The organism is Ruegeria sp. HKCCD9138 (assembly GCF_057220975.1).
The window spans coordinates 182,331-205,529 of sequence record NZ_JBWVAZ010000008.1 but is presented as its reverse complement, the minus strand read 5'-3'; the positions used below and the strand labels follow the sequence as shown (position 1 = coordinate 205,529).

Sequence of the window (23,199 nt, the reverse complement as noted above, 5' to 3'; positions counted from 1 at the left end):
CCGTCTCCGCCGTCTCCAGCGTCCCAGCAACCGCCTCAGCAGCGCCGGTGAAGGGCGTTCTAAGGATAACAATCAAAAGCCGCAAGTGGAAAATTACATCCTGCGCGATTTTTTTGCATTACCCAATTTTATCAATTTTTTTCAGATACTTACATATCAAAAATCCAGCAGACGCCGCATCATTTTGACGTAGGTCTCCTCAATCACCCATCGATTACCTACCAGCTCATCACATGGGGACACCAGATATTGTGAGCTTCGGAACCAACCATACAAGAGCCGCCCGACTCGGATCACCCAAAGCGACTCATTTTCAGTCACAAATACAGGCTCCGAGGCCTTTTCAACGTCAATTGGCTTTCTGGCCAAACAACCCTTCATCCAGCATTTTAAGTCAAAGCCTTGCGCTTCAGTCCGAGATGCGGTCAGGTCGCACAACAAAATGGCCACCATTCCCGAATGTCCTCCATGACCCATGCCAATACATTCCCTCTGGTGCGTACAGTTGGTTACGACGGCCTTCTGATAACCTTTGCCGACACGATGACGGAATCATCCAATCGCGCGGCTTTGGCCTTCAGGAACGCGGTCGACAAACTGAGCATTGAAGGTGTTCTTGAAACTTCTGCGTCTCTGGCCTCGGCCTATGTTCGTTTCAACCCGCTCTGCCTTCCTCTTCCAGAATTAGAAGAGAATGTCCGTTCTGTTCTGGCCGAGCGGAATTGGTTCAATGCGCCCTTGCCCGGTGGCCGAAAGCTGTGGCGCGTTCCAACCGTTTATGGGACGGACCTTGCGCCGCAACTGCAGGAGGCGGCGTCTGCTGCCGGCTTGACCCCATCGGATACCATCCGGCGCCTCAGCCAAACCCGGGTGCGCGTCTTGACGATCGGCTTCGCACCGGGGCAGCCCTACCTCGGACCGCTTGGCCCCGAGTTCAACATCCCTCGACTGAAAGAACTCAACCCCATGGTTCCGGAAGGGGCGCTAGTTCTGGCGATCTCGCAGTTCGTTCTGTTTTCTGGGCCAACACCGACCGGGTGGCGCCATGTCGGGCAAACAGCCTTCCGGTGTTTTCGCCCTGAAAGCGATCATGCGTTTGCGTTGAACCCGGGGGACGAGATGATCTTCGAGTCAGTTTCCCGGGATGAACTTGAAAGCATCAGGTCAGGCCACGCGGATGGAGCAGTCTGTCAGGAGATTGAGCCATGAGCCTGACAGTCGTCAGCATCGGTCCGGCCTGTACAATTCAGGACAAGGGACGAAGGGGCTTCCTGGCCCAGGGTCTGTCCCGATCCGGTGCGGCCGATATGCTGGCCTTGCATGAAGGGGCGGCATTGCTGGGGCAGAGCCCGGACCTGGGAGCGCTGGAAATGGCCGGCATGGGAGGGCGCTTTGAGGCGACGCAGACGGTTCAGATTGCATTGACGGGTGCGCCCATGCTGGCGACGATCGACGGCAGTCCGGTTGTCTGGAATGCCTCACACGCGCTGGAACCGGGACAACGTCTGGAACTCGGCTCGGTCACCAAGGGAAACTACGGGTATCTGCATGTCGGTGGTGGCATCGACACGGAACCCTTTCTGTCATCACGCTCCGCCCACCTGACGGCCAAGGTTGGTCGTGCCGTTCAAGCCGGTGACGTTCTGCCGGTTGGTCGCCGGGCCGGACAATCAGGCAGGAAATTGTGTGTGGATGATCGTTTTTCGGGCGGCCTTCTGAGAGTCGTGGCCAGTTTCCAGACCTCGATGTTCGATCAAGCCACACTGGACCGGTTTGCCGAGACCGAGTTCCGGCGCGGTGCTCGGGCCAATCGGATGGGAATGCAGCTTGAAAGCGACGGTGATGGATTTGCCGCCAAAGGTCAGCTGAACATTCTGTCCGAAGTCATAACCCCCGGCGACATTCAGATGACGGGCACCGGAAATCCCTTCATCCTATTGCCTGAATGCCAGACCACCGGTGGCTACCCCCGTATCGCGACCGTCTTGCCGTGCGACCTGCCACGGGCCGCTCAAACCCCGGCTGGCGGTTTGCTACGCTTCGAATTTGTGACGATGGAACAAGCTGTCTCAATTCAATCAGCCTTTGAAGCGGACCTTGCCAGATTGCCGGGGCGGGTCGAGGCTCTGGTCCGCGACCCGCATGACATTCCGGACTTGTTGTCCTACCAATTGATTGGCGGAGTGATCTCTGCCGAAGACTAAGGAGATTTGCCGATGCCCAAAGTCGATCTGAACGCCGATATGGGCGAAAGTTTTGGCCCTTGGAAGATGGGGGACGATGAAAGCCTGCTGCGGATCATAACCTCGGCCAACATCGCGTGCGGCTTTCACGCGGGGGACCCGGATGTCATGGCAAAGACAATGACCCTGGCGGCTGAAAACGATGTCGGTATCGGCGCGCATCCCGGCTTTCCCGATCTGCAGGGGTTTGGACGCCGCAACATGAAAATACCACAGGGTACACTGCGCAATCTGGTGCGGTACCAAATGGGGGCTGCAATCGGTGTCGCTACAGCGGTTGGCGCCAAGGTTCGCCACCTGAAATTGCACGGAGCGCTGGCCAATATGTGCACTGTCGACCTCGACATGGCGCGCGCCTGCTATCAGGGTGCGCTGGACGTGGATCCCGATATCATCATCATGGTTCTGGCCGTTACCAAACAGGAAAAGGCCGTGCGCGAGCTGGGTTGCAAATGGGTTGGCGAAATCTTTGCCGACCGCGCCTACAATGATGACGGCACCCTGGTCGACCGCAGCCTGCCCGGTGCCGTGATACACGATCCCGAACTTGCCGGCCCCCGTATTCTGAACATGGTCCGGGAAGGCGCGATCATAACCGAAAGCGGGAAACGGCTGGAAACGTCCATCGATACGATCTGCCTGCACGGCGATGGGCCCACTGCCGTTCAAATCGCGCGTTCAGTTCGGGAAAACCTGATCGCGGGCGGCGTCGATGTGACGAAATTCACCCGATAGACAGCTCCGCGCAATCTGGGCGTACCATTTTCTAACTGTTGCCCGAACGCGGTTCAGCCCCTAGCATGCCCGCAAGTGCATGTTCTGAATACCGTAATTGAAGCAACGAAACTCGCGAGCGGATGGGCGGCCATCCAACCCGCAGCCAGTTTTTGCGCAAGGAGGCTCATATGTCTTTCGATCTGATGTCCTATCAGCCACGAGGCGACAAGAAGAACTCGGACTTCTTTACCGAATACCTTCCAAAGATTTACGAACGCCGCGACAGCTCGGGCATTGCCGAGCAGGTCGGCCCGATGCGCGCGATTGTCATTCAGGTCGAGCCCAATGCCGTGTTCGACACGATGGTCGAGCTGTATGTCATGACCCCGTATCGCCATTCGGCCAGCTATCTGGGTGCAACACACCGCTTTGCCGTCCTGCATTCACATCCCGAATACCCGGCCCTGATCCTTATGGCCCCGCTGAGCGAAACCTTCGTAGATTTCATTCCCCGCATCAACCGCATGTACCCCCTGGCGCGCGGCACCCCTCAGACCCGCTATGTCGGCGAGGTTTTTGGTGCGACGGACCTGAATGATCTGACCGGAACGCTGGAAGATCAAAACATCCGGTTCGAGTACAAAGGCGACACGGAAAATCCGTTCTACACGCAGGATGGGTTCCGGTTTACCACTCCGTCTGATTTCACCTGCAACCGGGTCGGCTATTCCACGCTCGACTTCAACGACCCCGACAGTCTGGGCCTGGGCGACCGCGTTCTGCTAAGCGCAGACGAACAAGAGCGGTTGGATCAGGCTGCCGCGTTTGGCACCGACACCAAGATTGCACCACTTATGCTGGGGTTCGACCATCTTGCCACCCGTGTTCTGGCCGGCGAGCGCGAGGATGCGATCCTCGAGTTTCTGACCATGGTCCCCTATTACTTCTGGGGGGCCTACAACATTTTCGACATGAACTCGTCCACCAATGTGAACCGTAACTCCAACGTAGACGATGACAAGAAATCCCCCGCCAAGGTATTCACGGCAAACAACACGCCGTCTTTCGTGAACTCTTTCGCCAAACTGCCAATGCCGACCGAGGATTTCGTCCGTAACTTTGGCCGTCGTCTGCATCACATGGCAGTCGAGATTCAGGATGGTGATCACAATGCCGGGGAAAAGAATGTCGACTTCGTGGTGAACACGCTCAAGGACAAGGGTGTTCCGTTTCTGGCTCATGTTGTGGGTGAGTGCAAAGACGATCCCAATCTCAAGCAGATCTTCTCGAAACACTCAAAGCACACGCTGCTGATCACCGAGTACATCGAGCGCTGCCACAAGTATGACGGCTTCTTCACCAAGGATAACGTGGCAGCCCTGACTGCCGCTGCGGGACAGGACGAGCAATACGAACACGGCCACGTCTTCGATTGACGCCACAAAAAAGGCTGTGAACTTTCGTTCACAGCCAGTGTCCAAGAGTGAGAGTAGTCGGGTCTTATGACGGCCCGATCATGAAACAGGTGACGTTTCGCGCCTGCAGGCGGCGGCAGGCCAGGTCGGCCTGTTCGCGGGTCATTCCCTGAAACGTTGCATCAAAGCCCCGTGCGCTTTGGTTTACTTTGCGCAGGGTGCCTTCCAGAGTGGTCATTTCCGACAACGCAGTTTTCAACAACACCTTCTCGGCCTCGTATCGGGTCGTGTAGCGACCGACATTTACGCCCCACAGATGCCCACCCGAGGTTGACAGGCGGGTGACAACTTCCTGATCCGGTTCAAGTCGCTGTTCGGACCCGGTCGAAGCCAGCACCAGATCGTCCGGGCGGGGCGCAGGGCGCGTCGTTCCGTTCTCGTCCACCGGCGTGATATCTGCCGCGGCAATGGCCGCTGCAATACCATTCTGAATGCGCGCTCCGTTCTTGGCCGCGGTTTCTGCGACTGTCCCGGCCACCTGAATGGCGGCCGCTGGTCCGGGTCGCAAAACGGGACGCAGGCTGGTCTTTGGCGCACCGGTCAGGGCGGCGACTTTCACACCCAGCCCCGCATTTCCTGCATAAGCCGGACGCGCAGGTTTACGGATCGGGGCCCGCGATGGGGCACGACGGAACCCCATATCCAGCAACTCCGCCACTTTGGCATTCCGCGAAGCCCCTGACTTTCCGCCGAAAACCGTCGCGATGATGCGTTCATCCTTGCGTTTGGCCGAGGCGACCAGATTGAAACCTGCCGCGCGGGTGTAGCCGGTCTTGATGCCGTCGGCACCCTTGTATGCGGCCAGCAGGCGGCGATTTGTATTCGGAACCGTCTTGATCCCCGCGTGTGTCGATTGCCGCGAGAACAGGTTGTAGTATTCCGGATAATCATACAGCAGGTGGCGGCCCAGCGTGGTCATATCGCGCGCCGTGGACAGGTGACCCGATTCCGTCAGACCGTGAGCGTTCTTGAAGGTCGTCCGGCTCATCCCCATCGCCTTGGCCGTACGCGTCATGCGACGTGCAAATGCAGCCTCGGACCCACTGATCGCAATCCCGATTGCTGTGGCGGCATCATTGGCCGATTTCACGGCCGCCGCGCGGATCAGATAGCGAAACGCAATTGTCTGCCCTGACCGCAACCCCAGTTTCGACGGGGGCTCGGACGCGGCCTTTTTGGTGATCCGGACAGGAGTATCCAGCGTGATCTCACCGTTCCGAACGGCCTCGAAGGCGATGTAAAGGGTCATCATCTTGGTCAGAGAAGCCGGGTGCAGCCGTGTGTCAGCGTTGCGAGAGTGCAGAACTTCCCCGGTGCGTGCATCAATCACCATGGCTGCGTAAGGGGCCGCCACGGCTTTCAACGGCGCAAAAACAAGCAGCCACACGAATGCTATATGGAGAAAGCCCATTCGGGCCGGAACTGTCCGCCGAATCTGCACGATCTTTGCCTCTGTCTGCCTCGCGCTGCCGGGTTTTCCCGGTCAGCAAAATTTATTTTGTTACGGATCAGGCTAGCACAGAGCCCCAATGAAATAAACCGAAAGCTGGGTTTTCACGTCATTGTTTTGACCAGTCGAGCGCCGCTACATATTGTGGGAATTGACGCCTGAACCACTACACCGGCGACCACAAACACCGTCGCAACTGAACAACGCGGGTTTTTTCAGAAACTGAGGCGGAATAGCAACATCAGCCGAGCGCGCGAACCAGATCAGGCAGTTCGCCCAGATCCGCCAATTCGCGAAATCGCGGATTCCCGGTCGGCATGTCAGCCTGCTCCACTTCCCACACCAACCCATGAGGCACATAAACGCCCCAGCTTCCCGCCTGAATTGGCGCCACCACGTCGGACCACATTGAGTTGCCTACCATCATGGCCGAGTCCGGACCGCCGCCATGCTGCGAAAAAATGGACCGATAAGTATCAGGCGTCTTTTCGGACACGATTTCGACCGCATCAAACAATTCTCCCAAACCGGACTGTGCCAGCTTTCGTTCCTGATCGATCAAATCCCCTTTGGTAATCAAAACAACTTTATGCGTTTCAATCACTGCTTCGATTGCTTCACGGGCGAACGGCAATAACTCGATCGGATAGGCCAGCAACTCTTGCCCGGCCTCAATCAATCGGCGGATAACCGAAGCGGGCACGCGGTCTTCGGTCACCTCGATCGCGGTTTCGATCATCGACAGGGTGAAACCCTTGATACCGTACCCATAGTGCCGAATGTTGCGCTTCTCAGCCGCCAGCAATCGCTCCATCAGATGATCTCGCTCTGCATGATCGGCCAACAACTCGGCAAAATAGACCTGCGTGAGCTGAAAAAACCGTTCATTATGCCACAGCGTGTCATCGGCATCGAAACCGATTATAGTCAGCCTGTTACTCATTCTGATTCCGTCCGGTTTCTCTTTTCTCTGACTGCCCTGACGTTATATAAGCCCTGACACAAACCGAAGCATGAAACGGATTCTTTGAAGAAATGCTCGAAACCCCGTGGATGATGTCTGACAAATCGGACGAGGATGGCGACACGTCGATCCTGGTACAGACGCGTCCAAAGACCAAACGCCCGCCGCTGTATAAAGTGCTGTTGCTGAACGACGATTACACACCGATGGAGTTCGTCGTTCACGTGCTGGAACGGTTCTTTGGAATGACACACGCGCAGGCATTCGAGATCATGCTGACGGTCCACAAGAAAGGCGTTGCGGTGGTCGGGGTCTTCAGCCACGAGATCGCGGAAACCAAAGTGGGTCAGGTGATGGATTTCGCGCGGCGCCACCAGCACCCGCTGCAATGCACAATGGAACGCGAAGAGTAAGGCGGCCATTCGGCGCCTGTTTCGCTCTGCCTGCCGGAAATAGCAATGTCTCCACGCCTAAGCCTTGCACTGGAAAACGGCCTGAGCCTTTCACGGCCGCTGTCCGTAATCGGGGCCACGCCCGAACACGATTTGTCCGCTCTGCCGAAAGAGGCTGAAGTCGTACAGCCGTTCCGGCCTTTTCACGATCATTTTGCGGCAATGGGTTTCGATACGAATCCCGAGTCTGAAACTCCATGCACGGATGCCGTCGTATTCTTGCCGCGCGCCAAGGCACTGGCCCGTGCGCTGATTAGCCAGACCTGTGCCCGAGCCAGCGGAATCGTTGTTGTTGATGGTGCCAAGACCGATGGCATCGACAGTCTGCTGAAAGACATCCGCAAGCGGGTTTCTGTCGAAGGACCAATTGCGAAGGCCCATGGCAAGATCTTCTGGTTTCAGTCAGACAAACAGGCTTTCGCCGATTGGGCCGCGCCAAAGGTGCAGCGGGTGGATGGGTTTCGAACCGCGCCGGGTGTTTTTTCTGCTGACGGGGTTGATCCTGCGTCGGCTTTGCTGGTGAAGGCACTGCCGCAAAAACTGGGCGCGCGGGTCGCTGATCTGGGGGCGGGCTGGGGCTTTCTGTCTGCGCACCTGCTGGGGGACGACAGTATCCGCAATTTGCATCTGGTCGAGGCCGATCATGCAGCTCTGGCTTGCGCGCGGGACAATATCTCCGACAAACGCGCGCAGTTTTATTGGGCCGACGCCGTCACATGGGTTGCTTCGGAACCTCTGGATACAGTTGTCATGAACCCGCCATTCCACACGTCCCGCGCTGCTGATCCAGCTTTGGGTCAGGGGTTCATCTCGTCTGCTGCGCGCAATCTTGGCCGCGGGGGTAATCTGTGGATGGTTGCCAATCGCCACCTGCCCTATGAAGGCGCACTGACCGACGCATTCCAGCGCGTCGACGAGATCGCCGGCGACAATCGGTTCAAGGTGTTTCATGCCTCTCGCCCTCGCCGGTAAAGCCGGTTAACGTGCCCCGCAACTCAGGAGGGAACTCATGTCCTTTTCAATAGCCGGCAAGACTGCGATCGTGACCGGGGGCGCCAGTGGGATCGGGCTGGCCATCGGGCGCCATTTCGCGGACGCCGGCGCCAATGTCATGTTCGCCGACATGGATGAAAAGCGACTGGCTGAAGAACTGGGCGATCAGGCGGATGACAGCAATATCCGCTATTTCACCGGCGACCTGCGTGAAAGACTGACGATTGCGAACTTGCTGTCCGCCACTTTGGATGCCTTTGATCAGGTCGACATACTGGTCAACGGCGCGCGACAGGTGATCCCGTCGGATCCGCTGGATATGGAGGACGATTCGGTTCGCACGCTTCTGAACCAGAACCTCATGCCTGCGTTGCGCCTCAGCCAGCTGATCTCCAAACGGATGATCAAACAGGCGGGCGACGACGACGAAAACCCCGCAGGTTCGATCATCAACCTGTCTTCCATCGCTGCACGGCGCACACATCCCGATCTGATGGCCTATTCTGTGTCAACCGCCGCTCTGGACCAGATGACCCGGTCGCTCGCCGTGGCGCTGGCTCCGAACCGCATCCGCGTGAATTCGATCGCGCTGGGTTCAGTGATGAGCGCGTCTCTGCAATCCACGCTGAAGGACAATCGCGACTTCCGCAACGACATCGAAAAACACACACCTCTGGCCCGCATTGCGGCCCCCGGTGAACTGGTTGAAACCGCGCAATTTCTGGCCTCGGACGCGGCCGGCTTCATGACCGGGCAAATCCTGACCATCGACGGGGGCCGCACCCTGCTGGACCCGGTTGCCGCCCCAGCGCACTGAACCCCATGTTTGAAAAAGAAAAATCTACTGCCTCTGACTGGTTCCGCCAATTGCGCGACGACATTGTCGCGGCATTCGAAGCTCTGGAAGACAGCCACGACAGCGGCCCGTTCGCGGATTCGGAGCCAGGCCGGTTCGAGGTCAAGAAAACCGCACGCCACTCCGAGGACGGCTCGGACGCGGGCGGCGGCCTGATGTCGGTCATGCGTGGCGGGCGGGTGTTCGAAAAGGTCGGGGTGAATGTCTCAACCGTCTACGGCACCTTGGGAGAGCGAGCGCAACAAGCCATGGCTGATCGCAAAGGCATTCCCGGCATGAAGGATGACCCGAGATTCTGGGCCTCGGGCATCAGCCTGGTGGCGCATATGCAGAACCCGCATGTGCCCGCCGTTCACATGAACACCCGCATGTTCTGGACGCCCCATGCCTGGTGGTTCGGCGGCGGATCCGACCTGAACCCCTGCATCGAGTACGATGACGACACAGCGCATTTCCATGCGACGCAAAAGGCGCATCTGGACCACCATGGCCCCGGCCATTACCCGCGCCTGAAAGACTGGGCGGACGAATATTTCTATATCCCCCATCGGAAACGCGCACGCGGCGTGGGCGGAATATTCATGGATGATTATTGCACCGGCGATTGGCAGTCGGATTTTGCCCTGACGCAGGATATTGGCAGGGCGTTTCTACCTGCCTTTCTTCCACTGGTCGAAAAGCGTCGGGTGCAGAGCTTTTCAGACGACGACAAAGACACTCAATTGGTGCATCGCGGCCTCTACGCCGAATACAATCTGGTTTATGACCGGGGCACAAAGTTCGGGCTGGAAACCGGGCACGACCCCGATGCCGTCCTGATGAGCCTGCCTCCGCTCGCCAAATGGGTCTGAAGCCTAGAAGCCGAGATCCATAAAGTTGTCAAAGCAATAGCCTTGGGCGGAACCGGCTGACATGTTCTCACCCACGCGCTTGACGGTGACCGAATATCCGGGATTCGTCTCGACGCCGGGAGGCGGTGTCAGTGTGAAATGAACCGTTCTGGTGCCGCGTTCGTAGGCGCGCGAAACATAGATGCGCTGCGTCGCTTTGGTGCGCAGGGTCCGGATCGCGTAGTCTCCGATCCCGCACCAATAAGCGACCGGAGCAGTGGAGCTGATGGCCCTGACCTGAAAGACACCGTTGTCAAGCGGAGTGACCTCTGTGCGATACCCCATCCGGATACCAACACCAAATCCGACGGCCTGTGCCAGACCCGGTAGAAATAATACAGCGGTTAGAAAAAAAGTCTTCAAAACACGCATATCTGCACTCCGATCTCACTTAAGCAAAACAACCTTTGAAACCAGAAAACGGCCTGAACCCGCAACCGGCAAGGCAATTGTATTTTGTCGGTCGGGCAACACCCTCACTCAGGGTCTGCCAAATTAGGCGAAAACACTATGATTGAATATGATGTGGGTTACTATTTCCATAGTCGAAATTTCCAAGGTGTCGTGTGCAATCGTCGTTTCCCAAAGACTGGTTCGATCTGTCGCCGGAAAAATACGCAGACTTTGGCGCGCTGTTCTATCTTGCGGCGCTGACAAAAACTCACCAACGGCGCAGTCTGGCACAGGTGCTTTATGCGTTTGAAACACCGCTGAGGCTTGGTCAGTACCATATCTTCCGCCAGAACGGCTTTCCTCGCGGTTTCGTCACTTTTGCAGGTCTTAACCCCGAGGCGGAATACAGATACGCGATTCAGGAAAAACCGCTAAAAGACAAGGATTTCACCTGTGGTTCCTCGTTCTGGATCATCGACATTGTTGCACCGTTTGGACAGATCAATCAGATGGTGGATATACTCAAGCGCGACATACCGCATCCCCGCGTGCGGACCAACCGGATGGACAGCGATCTGACCCGCAATCGGATCGTCGAGTGGGTCCGGGATGACGCGGGGGAGGTCCATATGCGTCTTTACAAGAAAAAGGAATTCGCCGAGACGCTGAAGCAGGAAGGGGCGTAACATGGTCTCGATCACGATCTCAGGCGATACCACTGGTTATGTGACCGGCGAACCACCCAACCAGGCAACCGGCGATCTGGATGTAAGCAGCAATTTTCCGCTCCTCTCGGAGACCTGGGCGATTCAGTCCCCACCTGCCCATGGCACGGCCAGCATCGATCCTGTGACAGGCGACTGGACCTACACAGTTGACCCCGCTTTCTTCGATAGCTTGCTTGACAATCAAATCGTCACGGACACCTTTACCGTTCAGGTTACCGGAGACGTTCAGACCTTTATCTTTGGCCCACAGCCCTACACGCAGACTCAGCAGGTCACGATCACGATCGAAGGCGTGTGTTTTACTGCCGGTACTTTGATCGAAGCTGCGGATGGCGCGCGCGCCATTGAAACCCTCAAGGTTGGTGACATGGTGACGACTATCGATCACGGGTTGCAACCAATCCGATGGATCGAAAGCAGCAAGCTTACACCCGGTCGATTGCGGAACAATCCGGATATGCGACCAGTTCGGATCACCGCCGGCAGTCTTGGGCGAAACACTCCGGCACGTGACCTGCTGGTTTCGCAGCAGCATCGAATTCTGGTGAGCGGCTCGACGGTCGAGCTGCTGTTCGGCGCGCGTGAGGTTCTGATCGCCGCCAAGCACTTGTGCTCCTGGCCAGGGATTGCGGTCGATACCTCGGATCAGCCTGTCGAATACCTTCACATCCTGCTCGACCGGCATGAAATCCTGATCGCCGAAGGTGCAATGGCTGAAAGCCTGTTTCTGGGCGAAGAGGCGTTGCACACCCTATCCTCGGAAGCATTGCAGGAACTGGCAGCGATTTTCCCTGACCAAACCGCGGCCAGTGGTACAAGCTTTGGTCGCGCCGCCCGGCGAATTCTGCGCGAGCATGAGGTCCGCGCGCTCGCCTAACCCTGCCCTTCTTCTCTGGCAACATGTCCCCCCACGTCCTGCGGCGCCAGCGCCACCGTTTTTATCACGGCATGGCAAGAGGTGCCCGGCTCCAGGCGCAACGCAGTGACCGAACGCCGCGTGACACGTGCCAGAACGACACCCGCCGAAGTTCTTACCGAGACAATAGCCCCGGGTCCCTCGCCGGCCCGGATTGCCTCGACACGGCCTTCCAGCACGTTTAGTGCGGACAGGCCCTCTGGTGGTTTGCTGGAAAGGATCACCTCCTGCGCCGGTATGCGAATCCGCAACACCTCGCCGACCTGATGGGGAATACGCGGCAGGTAAAGCCGCGCGTCGCCCGCCTTGAGCTCGGACAACCCATCCGAGTGATGTGCTGCAACTCTGACCTGCAGCAATGCACCAACAGCGCGCACGCCAGCGGGTGCAACGGATGGATCTGCCAACACGTCCGAGGCCGGTCCATGGCGCACAACCTTGCCGTCCTGCAGTGCCACGACGGAAGTTGCCAGACGGGCGACCTCGGCCGCTGAATGGGTGACATAGAGGATCGGAACTGAAACCTCGTCCCGCAGCCGCTCAAAATAGGGCAGGATCTCAGCTTTGCGTTCATCGTCCAGCGCCGCCAGCGGTTCGTCCGCAAGGATCAGACGTGGACTGGCCAGTAATGCGCGCCCGATGGCGACGCGCTGTTTTTCACCCCCCGACAACATCGCCGGACGGCGGTTCAGCAGGTGGCCGATGCCGAGCATTTCTATGACCCTGTCAGGGTTTTCCCGCAGCGCTCCTCGGGGCGCAAACCAGCGGCCATAGGCAAGGTTCTGGCGTACGGTCAGGTGGGGGAACAACCTACCTTCCTGAAAGATATACCCCAGACGCCGCCGATGCGGCGGCAGCCAAATGTCCTTCTCCGTATCGAACAGCACCCAGTCATGGACAGCAATACGACCCGCCGTAGGTCGTAACAGACCCGCGACCGCGTTTACGACCGTGGTCTTGCCGGAACCCGAGCGCCCGAACAGAACCGTGACGCCAGATGGAGCGTCAAAATCCAGATCCAGCGCAATCCCCGACAGATGATGGTGCAGGCGGACGGACAGGCTCATGACCCGGCCACCCTTTGAGCAACGCGGCGACCGATAAATTCCGATAGCAACAAGGCCCCCATGGCAATGATGATCGAAATGATAACCAGCCGAGTCGCCGACGCCTCGCCCCCCGGCACCTGCAAGAAGGCGTAGACGGCCGACGGCAGCGTCTGTGTCTGGCCGGGGATGTTGGACACGAAGGTGATGGTCGCCCCGAACTCTCCCATGGCTTTGGCAAAGGCCAGAATTGCACCCGCAATCACACCTGGCAGGATCATCGGCAAGGTTACCGTGGCGAAGACCAGAATCCGCGACGCCCCGAGCGTAGCTCCGGCTTCTTCAAGTCGGGGGTCCACCGCCTCGATCGACAGTCGTATGGCGCGAACCATCAGGGGAAACGCCATGATTCCGGCTGCCAATGCGGCTCCGGTCCAGCGGAAGGCGACGACGATGCCAAACTCGGCCAGCAGCTTTCCCAACGGTCCCTGCACCCCAAAGGTCAGTAGCAGCAGGTAACCCGTAACGACTGGCGGAAGGATCAGTGGCAGGTGAACTAGACCATTCAGAATCTGTCGGCCCGGAAACCGCCATCTGGCGAGCGCATACGCTACGAAAATTCCGAACGGCAGTGTGGCCAGAGTGGCCCAGAAAGACACACGCAGTGACAATCGCAGCGCTTCGGCTTCTGCGGGTCCCAACCAATCCATGAAGTTAACCGTCCGGCAGGGAAAACCCCTGCCTCAGAAACTCGGACCTGGCCTGGTCCGACTGCAAATAGTCCAGAAACCTACCAGCCTCTGGCGCGGCCGTTTTGGTCAAGGCCGCCGGGTAGATGATCGGCGGATGCAGGTCGGACGGGATCGGGCTTACAACCTGTACCCTGTTTTCGGCCCGTGCATCCGATTGATAGACAATGCCCAGAGGAGCCGCACCCGTTGCCACCAGCGCCAGAGCCGCGCGCACATTGTCGGCCTGCGCGATCTGCGTCCGGACACCGTCCCACAATCCCAATGTCTCCAGGGCGGCCTTGCCATAAATACCGGCGGGTACTGCATCGACCAACGCCATTGCCAGAAAGCCGTCATCCAGCTTGGCCTGCAGATCGAAACCGGGGCCGATTTCAACCGCATCGGCCCCTTGCGCACCAATTAGAACCAGCCCATTGCTCAGCAGGTCAACCCGCGAAGCGGGATCGATCAACTGCTCCTGTTGCAACACATCCATCCAGTCTTTGTTGGCGGAAATGAACAAATCAGCCGGTGCTCCCAACTGGATCTGTCGGGCCAGAACAGACGACGCGGCATAAGACACCGTGACTTCGGATCCGGTCTCCTGCTCGAACGTACTTGCCAACGTGTCCAACGCTGTCTTCAGACTTGCTGCGGCGAACACCAAAACGCCCTCGGCGCTGGCCCGGACCGGAACCGCCAGCACAGAACAGAAGGCCAAAGCGGCAATCAGGCAGCGGCAGGCGGCGATCATCTTGTGCCTCCGGTTCAGAGGGTTGCAGTCCCCATGGGCATATCGGAGGCAGCACGGGGCAGGCAAGGCCCTTTGCCGATGCAGCCCGTTGCCAAAGCTTATAGAATCTGTCGCAAACGGGATTGATCCTGCGCTGTAATCGCGCTGAAGGTACGGCAGCAGACAATAGGACCCAGCTCATGTTGCATCAGACCCCAGGACTTATCGATGAAATTCGCGGCCGTTTCGCCCATGTCGATACCTGCCCGTTTCAGGGCCCGCGTATTTTCTTTGAAAACGCCGGTGGTGCGCTGACGCTGAATTCGGTGGTCGAAACGTCGGCGAAATTCGCCGCTGTCCCGGACAATCAGGGCCGTGACAACGTGGCCAGCCATGCACTGGTCGATATCATCAACACGGCCAAGGCTGACCTGTCGGTCTTCATGAATGCGTCTTCAGGTCAGTTCTTCGTAGGTGAAAGCGGCACGGAACTTTTGTTCCGTATGATCCGCACCGCCTGTGTGAACGCGCCTGCGGGCAGCAAACTGATCGGCAGTTCCATCGAACACCCTGCCAGCCGCAGCGCCGCGCGTCGTTGGGCAGGGATTGCGGGACTGGACTATGTAAATGTCCCCCACGATGACGCGACCGGAATGGTAACCGCCGAAGATTACGCGGCACTCATGACCCCCGACGTGACAGTGGCCACGATCTTGCATGCATCCCCGGTCACCGGCATGGGTATGGACGTCGCCGCCATTGCCAACACCATCCGCGCCGTGTCACCTGAATGTTTCATCATCGTTGACGGTATTCAGCACGCCGCCCACGGCCAGATGGACATCGACAGCTACGGGGTCGATGGTTATGCGATCTCACCGTACAAGGTCTTTTCCCGTCATGGATACGGCATCGCCTGGATATCCGACCGGCTGACCTCCCTGCCCCACGACCAGCTGATCAACGCACCGGCCGAAGGATGGGAGTTCGGCACGCGGGATACGGGGGCTTATGCCACGATGTCCGACGTCGTGGCGTATTTCGAATGGTTGGGTGGGCAGGTAAGCGACGCAGCTGAGCGTAGCGACAGGATTCGCGCCGCAGGCAAGGCGATTCACGCATACGAAACCCACCTGACCCATGCGATGATCAACGGTACCGGCAATCTGCCCGGACTGCGTGACATGGAGCATATCTCGATCCTGGCCGGGGCCGACAATGCCGCCCGCGAAGGGCTGGTGTCCATTACCGTGCGCGATATCCCTTCTGCACAGGTCGTGACGCGCCTGAACGCGTTGGGCATCCGTACCCACACCCGCAAGGCTGACCACTACAGCGGCAACGTGTTGGCCCCGTTGGGACTTAGCGATTGCATCCGCATATCGCTATGCCACTACAACACCGAACACGAGGTCGCCCAACTTCTGGCCGCGCTGAAAGACATGGCACCCTGATCCGGCGCAATATGCGATTGAGGTAAAGAATTTCCGCCAACCCTCTTGCACCTGCCCGCCGGCTTGGCTAAATCCCCCTTCACGGGTGATTAGCTCAGTTGGTAGAGCGCTTCGTTTACACCGAAGATGTCGGGAGTTCGAGTCTCTCATCACCCACCAGCCTAACCTTTTGAAACAAAAGAAAAGCCTTGCAAATAAGGACGGTTGTCCGTTTGAAGGTTACAACTTTGGTTACAAAAGGTGTTCTCATGGCAGGCAAGGTAATGCACTTGATCAACCGCAATGGCCGGTATCATGCCCGGCTTGTGGTGCCAAAAGACCTGCGGGGAATCGTCGGAAAAACTGAACTGCGCACGCCACTAGGTGGTGATCGCCGCGAAGCGATGAAGCTACTGCCCGGAGCGGTTACCCAGCTTCAACACAAGATCGCGGTGGCAGCGCAAAAGGCGAACCCAAATCAAGCACCGAACACCCCTGCCCGTTATCCGATGGCACCGGGTCAGATCGCATACAGCCATTACCACCAGCGCATGGCCTTTGATGATCAGCTAAGAAATGATCCACGCTACTCTGCTGTTGGCATTGATGACCTGCTAATTGCACGCCTGCGCAATGCCGTTGCAGGAAATGCGAACGACGCAGAGCTGGGCGAGCTGGTCGGTGCGCAGATTGAGCGTTTCCGGTCCGCTGGCAACCTAGATGCAGCGCCGGGCAGCACCGAATGGCGAACGATAGCCCGTGCCCTTTGCCAAGCAGAGCTGGAAGCTCTTGCACGCGCCGCTGAGCGCGACGAAGGTGATTTTACCGGCACACCCACAGCGCCAATCATTGTGGACGCACAGCCTCCGGAAAACGCCGCTACGCCGCTCAGCATTAAACAGCTCTGGAAAGACTACGTTGCGCACCGCCAGCAAGCCGGGTTTATGCGGTCGGGCACAGGTCGACAACAGCCGGTGATTGATAAGCTCGTCAAATACCTAAAGCACAACGACGCAACACGAGTAACAAAGAAAGACCTTCTGGCGTGGCGTGATCACCTAATGCGCGACTTGTCTGCCAAGACGGTTAGCGATGTGTATCTTTCAACCATCCGGTCACTTTTCTCGTGGGCAGTGGAAAACGATATTCTACCGGACAACCCGGCTGCCAACGTGCGGCAAGCAAAGCCAAAGAAACAACACACACGGGAACGCGGCTACGTAGAGGCCGAAGCTAAGAAGGTCTTGAAGGCAAGTCGCTCATATAAGCCAAATAAAGATGAGCATGGCTACGTTAGGGAAAAATCGCATTTGGTATCTGCAAAGCGATGGGCACCTATCATCTGCGCCTTCACTGGCGCGCGCATCTCAGAGATTACCCAGCTTCGCAAAGAAGATGTTCGCAAGATCGATGGGCAATGGGTCATTCGGATCACGCCCGACGCCGGTTCGGTAAAGACTGGTGGGTATCGTGATGCTCCTCTGCACCCTCAAATAATCGACGAAGGATTTATAGAGTTTGTCGATGCTGCCACACCCGGCCCGATGTTCCACGGTGGGACAAAACAGGAAGACTTCTCGCGCAAGGCTAAGCGCATCGCAAACCAAGTGGCGGAATGGCTCAGCAAGTCAGGCCTTACTCCGGATGGGTTGTTGCCCAACCACGCTTGGCGACACCGGCTCAAAACCCAATGCCGTGAACTCGGTATCTCAGATCGCGTTGTAGATGCCATTCAGGGCCACGCCGGGAAAACGGCAGGTGACGATTACGGCGACGTGACGTTGAAAACCAAGGTCGCTGCAATCAACAAACTACCCTCATATGATCTAAGCTGAGGAAATTAGTTACATACGTAACTTTTTTCTTTAACTGCGATTCACGGTGTGGTATTTTTGCCACACTACTCTTTTCAAGTGGATCGCATGGCCCTTACCAAGATCAAGAAAGCACTCGGATTCAGCGTCGAAGAAAAGGCGCTGAACTTAACTGATCCAGCCCTGTTAACCCTATTCGGGCTGACCCCAACAGCATCCGGCGTGTCTGTTGGTCCCGGTAACGCCATGTGCGTCCCGGCTGTGAATTGTGCTGTGTCGCTCATCTCAGAAACCATCGGCGCGCTGCCGGTCAAACTCTACGACCGCGAAAGCAAAGCCACCCTGAGCGACCACCCGGCCTATCGGCTAGTGCATGGGCGCGCAAACCCTTGGACAAGCGCGGCCAAGTTGCGCGAGCAACTGACCATTGACGCCCTGCTGCACGGGGCTGGTCATGCTCAGATAGTTCGTCTTTCTGATGACACGCCGTATGAGCTGCACCGGCTGGAACCGGGCAAGGTCCAACGGGATCAGGAACCGGACGGTGAGCCGTTCTTTCGTGTTCACACCGACGCCGGGCAAGTGCGGCTTTCTTACCGTGACGTTCTACGCATTGAGGCTGTGGGTGGCGTATCTCCGGTCACACTTGGCCGCGAAGCAATCGCATTGGCGTTGAGTTTTGAGAAGCACATAGCGACGTCGTTAAAGAACGGCGCGCGTCCATCCGGTGTCGTAACGACTACCAAGGATATGGACGCAACCGGAATGCTGAATTTCATCAAAGAATGGGTTGCTCAATTCTCTGGCGATCGCAACGGGGCTCCGGCAATCCTGAAAGAAGGAATGGAATATCACCCCATTTCCATGACGCTAGCCGACGCTCAGTTTGCGGAAAACCGCCTTGAGCAAACCAACGAAATTGCCCGTGTTTTCCGGGTGCCGCCCACCATGCTTTTCGAGCTGTCGCGCGGCACATGGTCAAACACCGAAGAAATGTTCCGCCAGTTTCACACAGTCACCCTGAAGCCGTGGCTGAAGGACTGGACGGACGCATACGCGCAATGCCTGCTCACGCCTGAAGAACAGGATGACTTCTATTTTGAAGCCGTAACCGACGATCTGCTGACCACAGACACCGCAGCCCGTGCAACCGCTTACGGCCAGTATCGCAGCATGGGCGTTCTGTCTGCGAATGACGTTCGCGCTGGCCTCAATCTGCCGCCCCGTGAAGGCGGCGATGAGCTGAGCAATCCCTACACCACGACGACCACAACCACGACCGGTCCGGCGTCGGAAATGAATAAGGATCAAACGAGTGAAAGCTGAATTATTTCAATCGGTTTTGCGGCATATGGAATTCCATCGTTATGACGAAGTGCAGGTAATGGCCCTTTTGGTCAGTGGGCTTCTGACACCTGACGAAGTGCAATCACTGTATTTCCTCAGCCGGGCTGACAGTCGGAACAGTCAGACTACGCAGGCGCGTGTTCTGGTAGATGCGGAAATCGCAATCAAAAAGATCGACAAACTGTCGGCGGACATAGTTCTAAGCAAACGTGAGCGGCGCAAGCTCTCCGATATTTCAAAGATGGCGAAGCGCCACTTGGCAGCCGTTAAGTGTCGGTTCTTTCCGGAGCTTGAGGCCGCATGAACCTGACCCACACCGCCTTTTTCGGCGATGGCGAATACACGTTCGCCCTGACCGATGAGATGATCACTGAGCTTGAGCGCCTTGCCGATCTTGGCATTGGCGCGCTCTACCTGCGCGCCGTGAACATGCAGTTCAAACTTGCTGATCTGATCGAGATCATCCGGCTTGGCCTGATTGGTGGCGGCACCAAACCGGAACGTGCGGCACAGCTCACAGACACCTACGCCCGGAACACTCCGATTGACGATCTGTATCCGCTGGCGCTGGACATTCTGGATGCCCGATGGGGCGGCAACCCGGACACCGCCGATGCAGCACAAACCGGCGACCTGTCGGCAGCCCTGAATGAGGCAGCCGCATGACTGATCGCATCGAAGTCAAAGCAGCGCTGTCAGTAACCGACGCAGGCGAGATCACCGGGATAGCATGGCCGTTCGGCACTGCTGACCGGGTTGGGGATGTGATCGAAAAGGGCGCGCTCACATCCCCTGAAAGCCTGCCGATGCTGTTTGCGCATGATCAGGCGCAAGTCATCGGCGTATGGGATCAGATCACCGAAACAGACGAAGGCTTGACCGTCAAAGGCCGCCTTCTGGTGGATGACGTTGAGCGTGCCCGTGAAGTGCGCGCCATGATCCGCACCAAGGCCGTATCCGGCCTGTCCATCGGCTTTGTCACCAAACAGCACAAACGCCACGCCAAGGGCCGCACCATCACCGCAGCCGCCCTGCATGAAATCTCTGTTGTCGCCGTCCCGTGTCATCCGGGCGCACAGATCACGTCCATCAAATCGGATGACCCCCTGACCCCCTCTATGGAGACCCCCAAATTGGAAAACGAAGAAATCGAGACCGAGCAGAAGGCCGTGACCCCGGCCAACGATACGCTGACCGTTGAGATCGACACCAAAGCACTCGACAAGGTGATTGACCGCCTGGACAAACTGGAAGCCAAAGGCAATCGGCCCCAGATCACCAGCCCGGCCAACCCCGTTATGGGCGGCGAAGAAGTCAAGGCCTTCGCGGCCTATCTGGCAACCGGCGAAAAGAAAGCGCTGACCACCGCAAGCGACACGTCCGACCACGTTCTGGCACCGGAAGATGTGCAGTCTGAATTCATCCGCAATCTGGTCGAGTTCAGCCCCGTCCGTTCTATCGCGGATGTCCGCACCACCCAGCGCGGTAGCGTCATCCTGCCCAAACGAACCGGCGTCACCAATGCCGTCTGGGTTGACGAGACCACCACCCGGACCGGCAGCCAGCCCGCCTTTGATCAGTCGAAGATCGCAATCAACGAAATCGCAACCTACGTTGATATCTCGCTGCAGCTTGCTGAAGACAGCGACAACGTTCTGAGCGAAGTAAACGTCGCTCTGGCCGAAGACTTCGCCCAGAAAGAGAACTTGGCCTACGTCAACGGCAACACCAGTCTGGAACCTGCCGGGTTCATGGCTGACGCGAACATTGCCGACACGGTTTCAACCAGCAATTCGGCAATCCTGCCCGATGAGCTGATTGCCTTGATGTATGCCTTGCCGGCCACATACCGGAACAAAGGCATATGGGTGATGAATGCCCAAACGCTGGCAGCAATCCGCACCCTGAAAGATGGGCAGGGCAACTACCTCTGGCAAAAGTCATACGAAAAGGGCGAACCGGAACGTATCTTGGGTCAGCCGGTGGTTGAAGCCGTGGATATGCCGGACGTTGGCGCAGATGCCGAACCAATTATCTTTGGCGACTTCAAGCGCGGCTATCGCATCTATGACCGCTTGTCGCTGGCCGTTCTGAGTGATCCTTACACTCAGCGCATTAACGGTCTGGTCCGCTATCACGCGCGCCGCCGGACTGGTGCCGGTGTGGTCATGCCTGCCGCGTTCCGCAAGTTGAAGATGGCTGCCTAAGCCAATCATGAAACCGCAGCTCGCATATGACGCAATCGCATTGGAATACGGTGGTCACACCGTGTTCCTGCGCCCGTCTTTGTGGGCTGCCATGCACCTCGAACGGCTGCATGGCGGGTTTCCCGAGCTGCTGCGCAAGCTGGAAGAATTCGACACGCTCACTGTATGGCATGTCATCACGGCTGGCTCCGGAAAGTCGGCTACTGAAGCCTTGTTTGGCTGTGTTGCAGCACAACCCCTGTCCCGGTTCATTGATGCTTCCTTTGCGCCTCTTTTTGAGTTTCTCAAAGCTCTGACTCTGCAATCGTCAGAGTCCGACAAACAGGCTCCGAGCAACACCGACCCGTTACCTTGGGCCGACCTGTTCAAGCAGCTCTACGGCTACGCTACCGGCTGGATGAGCTGGTCGCCTGACCAAACTTGGAATGCCACCCCGCAAGAAATCACAGACGCCTTTGAAGCCCACATGAGCAAACTCATGGCTATCCACGGCGCACCTGAAGAAGGCCCAGACGGCCCGACCGAAGAACAACGCCAAGAGAACATTCAGAACGGCTTTGACACCGAGTTTGACCGCGCCGGGTTGGAACGACTGCGCGCTCTCAGCAACATGCGAGAAGGACAAATGATCTAATGCCCGCCACAGACCCCTATGTCGGTTTCGGCCAATCCCCCGACGGCCCCTACGAAAACGCTGTTGAAGTTGTGGCAGATGATGCCGCTGACCTGCCGGTCATCCCCGGTGCTGTTATCGTCCACGCGGCGCACGACATGCCGCTGCCTGTTCGAATGCAATTAAGGGGTGGCGCGATTGTTCGGCTCTACTTGGCACCCGGTGTCATTCACAGAATTCGACCGACGCGGATTTTTGCCACTGGTAGCTTTGGAGACCCCAACGCTTCACCAAGCAACGCAGCGTTCACGCTACTTTGGTGATCAAGTGCCCCGCCCGCCTCATATCTGCACTTGCGGCAATATCGTTCCGCATGGTGAGCGTTGCGCCTGTCAGGTTGCGCGCACCCGTGCCCGGAACAAGCGTCATGATGCACGTCGACCGTCTGCGTCAACACGAGGCTACGGCAGCAAATGGCGCGCAGCGCGTGACGCTTTCCTAAAGATCAATGATCGCTGCGCATGGCCCGGCTGTGGAGCCAAGGCCACTCTGGTAGATCACATCATCGCTCATCGTGGCGACATGCGCCTGTTCTGGGATCGTTCAAACTGGCAGCCGCTCTGCACTTCCTGTCACAGCCGCCACAAGCAACGGCAGGAGGCTACAAGTTGCTAAACAACCCAAGGACCTCCGCGATCCGGCATTGGCGTTCTGGCGAACTGATAGCCATGTTGTCTATCCGTTTGGCACATCCGATAGTCTCCTTTACCAGAAAGGAAACTGATGAGTTTGTCCCTGTTCATACAAACCGGGCAAACAAAATGCGTTGGCTGCCCGTTAGCTTCGGCTTCTTTGAGGCGATAAACGATGTCGCCTTCAAGTGTCTCAAAAAGCTCGTATCTCGCGCGTTCTTTTTCAAATTGATCCTGCCGATGAAGCTCGTCGCTGAGTGTTCTCAGTGTCTTACTAAGCTCCAGGTTGGTCATATTTGCAGTGGTCAACTCAGAAGCCAACGTATTCAAAAGCTGTGCCGTTTCACCGGGATCAGGCGATCTGCCATCAGCGAAGAGTTTCTTAATCGTTTCGGCGGTTTCAGCTGCCTTTCCTGTAAATCCTACTGCGCTGCTTGCAAGGCCGATGGCCTCGCTGATGTGGGTAAAATCCAAAGCCCCTATTCCTTCTTTTTGCACCTGATCAT

Annotated in this window: 28 protein-coding genes and 1 tRNA gene; 22 read left to right on the top strand and 7 right to left on the bottom strand. The window is 57.5% G+C overall.

Annotated features, from left to right (window positions below; translation table 11 throughout):
• The 5 genes from AC2TEL_RS15150 to AC2TEL_RS15130 form a co-directional block, all read left to right on the top strand.
• Nucleotides 1-193: hypothetical protein (locus AC2TEL_RS15150; RefSeq protein WP_480844166.1), on the top strand; the 193-nt coding region annotated here is incomplete at its 5' end.
• A 275-nt stretch (nt 194-468) separates the two neighbouring features.
• On the top strand, nt 469-1,209 hold the full coding sequence (locus tag AC2TEL_RS15145) for a 5-oxoprolinase subunit B family protein (protein WP_480904991.1): 741 nt from the start codon (nt 469-471) through the stop codon (nt 1,207-1,209).
• Nucleotides 1,206-2,204, top strand: a complete 999-nt coding sequence (locus AC2TEL_RS15140) for a 5-oxoprolinase subunit C family protein (protein ID WP_480844164.1) — start codon at nt 1,206-1,208, stop codon at nt 2,202-2,204. The genes AC2TEL_RS15145 and AC2TEL_RS15140 overlap by 4 nt, the downstream gene beginning before the upstream one ends.
• A 12-nt stretch (nt 2,205-2,216) precedes the next feature.
• On the top strand, nt 2,217-2,978 hold the full coding sequence (locus AC2TEL_RS15135; RefSeq protein WP_480844163.1) for a LamB/YcsF family protein: 762 nt from the start codon (nt 2,217-2,219) through the stop codon (nt 2,976-2,978).
• Nucleotides 2,979-3,148: 170 nt separating this feature from the next.
• Complete coding sequence (locus AC2TEL_RS15130) at nt 3,149-4,396, top strand: hypothetical protein (RefSeq protein WP_480844161.1); 1,248 nt, start codon at nt 3,149-3,151, stop codon at nt 4,394-4,396.
• Nucleotides 4,397-4,460: 64 nt separating this feature from the next.
• Here AC2TEL_RS15130 and AC2TEL_RS15125 read toward each other — a convergent pair whose 3' ends face one another.
• Both AC2TEL_RS15125 and AC2TEL_RS15120 read right to left on the bottom strand, forming a co-directional pair.
• On the bottom strand, nt 4,461-5,846 hold the full coding sequence (locus AC2TEL_RS15125) for a D-alanyl-D-alanine carboxypeptidase family protein (protein ID WP_480844160.1): 1,386 nt from the start codon (nt 5,844-5,846) through the stop codon (nt 4,461-4,463).
• 280 nt (nt 5,847-6,126) lie between these two features.
• Nucleotides 6,127-6,828, bottom strand: coding sequence for an HAD family hydrolase (locus tag AC2TEL_RS15120; RefSeq protein WP_480904988.1), 702 nt, complete (start codon nt 6,826-6,828; stop codon nt 6,127-6,129).
• A 92-nt stretch (nt 6,829-6,920) separates the two neighbouring features.
• Here AC2TEL_RS15120 and clpS point away from each other — a divergent pair, with 92 nt between their 5' ends.
• The 4 genes from clpS to hemF are packed head-to-tail and all read left to right on the top strand — an operon-like array spanning nt 6,921 to nt 10,001.
• A complete protein-coding gene (gene clpS / locus AC2TEL_RS15115; protein ID WP_480844158.1) occupies nt 6,921-7,262 on the top strand; it encodes an ATP-dependent Clp protease adapter ClpS in 342 nt (113 codons plus the stop codon).
• Between the two features lie 45 nt (nt 7,263-7,307).
• Complete coding sequence (locus AC2TEL_RS15110) at nt 7,308-8,273, top strand: class I SAM-dependent methyltransferase (protein WP_480904985.1); 966 nt, start codon at nt 7,308-7,310, stop codon at nt 8,271-8,273.
• Between the two features lie 37 nt (nt 8,274-8,310).
• A complete protein-coding gene (locus tag AC2TEL_RS15105; RefSeq protein WP_480904983.1) occupies nt 8,311-9,111 on the top strand; it encodes an SDR family NAD(P)-dependent oxidoreductase in 801 nt (266 codons plus the stop codon).
• A 5-nt stretch (nt 9,112-9,116) separates the two neighbouring features.
• Entirely contained in the window at nt 9,117-10,001 is an 885-nt protein-coding gene (hemF, locus tag AC2TEL_RS15100) for an oxygen-dependent coproporphyrinogen oxidase (RefSeq protein ID WP_480904980.1), read from the top strand.
• A gap of 3 nt (nt 10,002-10,004) precedes the next feature.
• Here the strand turns inward: hemF and AC2TEL_RS15095 are convergent, their stop codons facing one another.
• Complete coding sequence (locus AC2TEL_RS15095; RefSeq protein WP_480904977.1) at nt 10,005-10,412, bottom strand: hypothetical protein; 408 nt, start codon at nt 10,410-10,412, stop codon at nt 10,005-10,007.
• Between the two features lie 194 nt (nt 10,413-10,606).
• Between AC2TEL_RS15095 and AC2TEL_RS15090 the strand changes: the two genes are divergently transcribed.
• Nucleotides 10,607-11,119, top strand: coding sequence for a toxin-activating lysine-acyltransferase (locus AC2TEL_RS15090; RefSeq protein WP_480844153.1), 513 nt, complete (start codon nt 10,607-10,609; stop codon nt 11,117-11,119).
• 1 nt (nt 11,120) lies between these two features.
• Nucleotides 11,121-12,038 (top strand): Hint domain-containing protein, encoded by a 918-nt coding sequence (locus AC2TEL_RS15085; protein WP_480904974.1) that lies wholly within the window; start codon nt 11,121-11,123, stop codon nt 12,036-12,038.
• Here AC2TEL_RS15085 and modC read toward each other — a convergent pair.
• Genes modC through modA form a run of 3 tightly spaced genes read right to left on the bottom strand, consistent with a single transcriptional unit; the run spans nt 12,035 to nt 14,608 of the window.
• A complete protein-coding gene (modC, locus tag AC2TEL_RS15080) occupies nt 12,035-13,144 on the bottom strand; it encodes a molybdenum ABC transporter ATP-binding protein (RefSeq protein WP_480904971.1) in 1,110 nt (369 codons plus the stop codon). The genes AC2TEL_RS15085 and modC overlap by 4 nt on opposite strands.
• On the bottom strand, nt 13,141-13,833 hold the full coding sequence (modB, locus tag AC2TEL_RS15075; RefSeq protein WP_480844150.1) for a molybdate ABC transporter permease subunit: 693 nt from the start codon (nt 13,831-13,833) through the stop codon (nt 13,141-13,143). The genes modC and modB overlap by 4 nt, the downstream gene beginning before the upstream one ends.
• A gap of 4 nt (nt 13,834-13,837) precedes the next feature.
• On the bottom strand, nt 13,838-14,608 hold the full coding sequence (gene modA, locus AC2TEL_RS15070; protein ID WP_480904968.1) for a molybdate ABC transporter substrate-binding protein: 771 nt from the start codon (nt 14,606-14,608) through the stop codon (nt 13,838-13,840).
• Nucleotides 14,609-14,787: 179 nt separating this feature from the next.
• On the opposite strand from modA, the gene AC2TEL_RS15065 reads away from it, so the two are divergent.
• The 11 genes from AC2TEL_RS15065 to AC2TEL_RS15015 all read left to right on the top strand — a co-directional run bounded on the left by AC2TEL_RS15065 (nt 14,788) and on the right by AC2TEL_RS15015 (nt 22,676).
• The gene (locus AC2TEL_RS15065) at nt 14,788-16,041 is read left to right on the top strand and encodes an aminotransferase class V-fold PLP-dependent enzyme (RefSeq protein ID WP_480904965.1); all 1,254 of its coding nucleotides are present in this window, start codon (nt 14,788-14,790) and stop codon (nt 16,039-16,041) included.
• Between the two features lie 83 nt (nt 16,042-16,124).
• A tRNA-Val gene (locus AC2TEL_RS15060) sits at nt 16,125-16,200 on the top strand.
• An 89-nt stretch (nt 16,201-16,289) separates the two neighbouring features.
• Nucleotides 16,290-17,855 carry a DUF6538 domain-containing protein gene (locus AC2TEL_RS15055; RefSeq protein ID WP_480904963.1) on the top strand — a complete coding sequence of 522 codons (1,566 nt, stop codon included), beginning with the start codon at nt 16,290-16,292 and terminating at the stop codon, nt 17,853-17,855.
• Nucleotides 17,856-17,942: 87 nt separating this feature from the next.
• Nucleotides 17,943-19,160, top strand: a complete 1,218-nt coding sequence (locus AC2TEL_RS15050; RefSeq protein ID WP_480904960.1) for a phage portal protein — start codon at nt 17,943-17,945, stop codon at nt 19,158-19,160.
• Nucleotides 19,150-19,485 (top strand): hypothetical protein, encoded by a 336-nt coding sequence (locus AC2TEL_RS15045; RefSeq protein ID WP_480905002.1) that lies wholly within the window; start codon nt 19,150-19,152, stop codon nt 19,483-19,485. Before AC2TEL_RS15050 ends, AC2TEL_RS15045 begins: the two co-directional genes overlap by 11 nt.
• The gene (locus tag AC2TEL_RS15040; RefSeq protein WP_480904957.1) at nt 19,482-19,847 is read left to right on the top strand and encodes a gene transfer agent family protein; all 366 of its coding nucleotides are present in this window, start codon (nt 19,482-19,484) and stop codon (nt 19,845-19,847) included. Before AC2TEL_RS15045 ends, AC2TEL_RS15040 begins: the two co-directional genes overlap by 4 nt.
• The gene (locus tag AC2TEL_RS15035; RefSeq protein ID WP_480904954.1) at nt 19,844-21,388 is read left to right on the top strand and encodes a phage major capsid protein; all 1,545 of its coding nucleotides are present in this window, start codon (nt 19,844-19,846) and stop codon (nt 21,386-21,388) included. The genes AC2TEL_RS15040 and AC2TEL_RS15035 overlap by 4 nt, the downstream gene beginning before the upstream one ends.
• A gap of 7 nt (nt 21,389-21,395) precedes the next feature.
• Complete coding sequence (locus AC2TEL_RS15030; RefSeq protein ID WP_480904952.1) at nt 21,396-22,022, top strand: hypothetical protein; 627 nt, start codon at nt 21,396-21,398, stop codon at nt 22,020-22,022.
• On the top strand, nt 22,022-22,324 hold the full coding sequence (locus tag AC2TEL_RS15025) for a spike base protein, RCAP_Rcc01079 family (protein ID WP_480904949.1): 303 nt from the start codon (nt 22,022-22,024) through the stop codon (nt 22,322-22,324). The genes AC2TEL_RS15030 and AC2TEL_RS15025 overlap by 1 nt, the downstream gene beginning before the upstream one ends.
• A 50-nt stretch (nt 22,325-22,374) precedes the next feature.
• Complete coding sequence (locus AC2TEL_RS15020) at nt 22,375-22,503, top strand: hypothetical protein (protein WP_480905000.1); 129 nt, start codon at nt 22,375-22,377, stop codon at nt 22,501-22,503.
• Between the two features lie 2 nt (nt 22,504-22,505).
• Nucleotides 22,506-22,676: an HNH endonuclease signature motif containing protein gene (locus tag AC2TEL_RS15015; protein WP_480904997.1), complete on the top strand. Its 171-nt coding sequence runs from the start codon at nt 22,506-22,508 to the stop codon at nt 22,674-22,676.
• On the opposite strand, the gene AC2TEL_RS15010 is transcribed toward AC2TEL_RS15015, so the two are convergent.
• Nucleotides 22,673-23,191, bottom strand: coding sequence for a hypothetical protein (locus tag AC2TEL_RS15010; protein WP_480904946.1), 519 nt, complete (start codon nt 23,189-23,191; stop codon nt 22,673-22,675). The genes AC2TEL_RS15015 and AC2TEL_RS15010 overlap by 4 nt on opposite strands.
• Between the last annotated feature and the right edge of the window lie 8 nt (nt 23,192-23,199).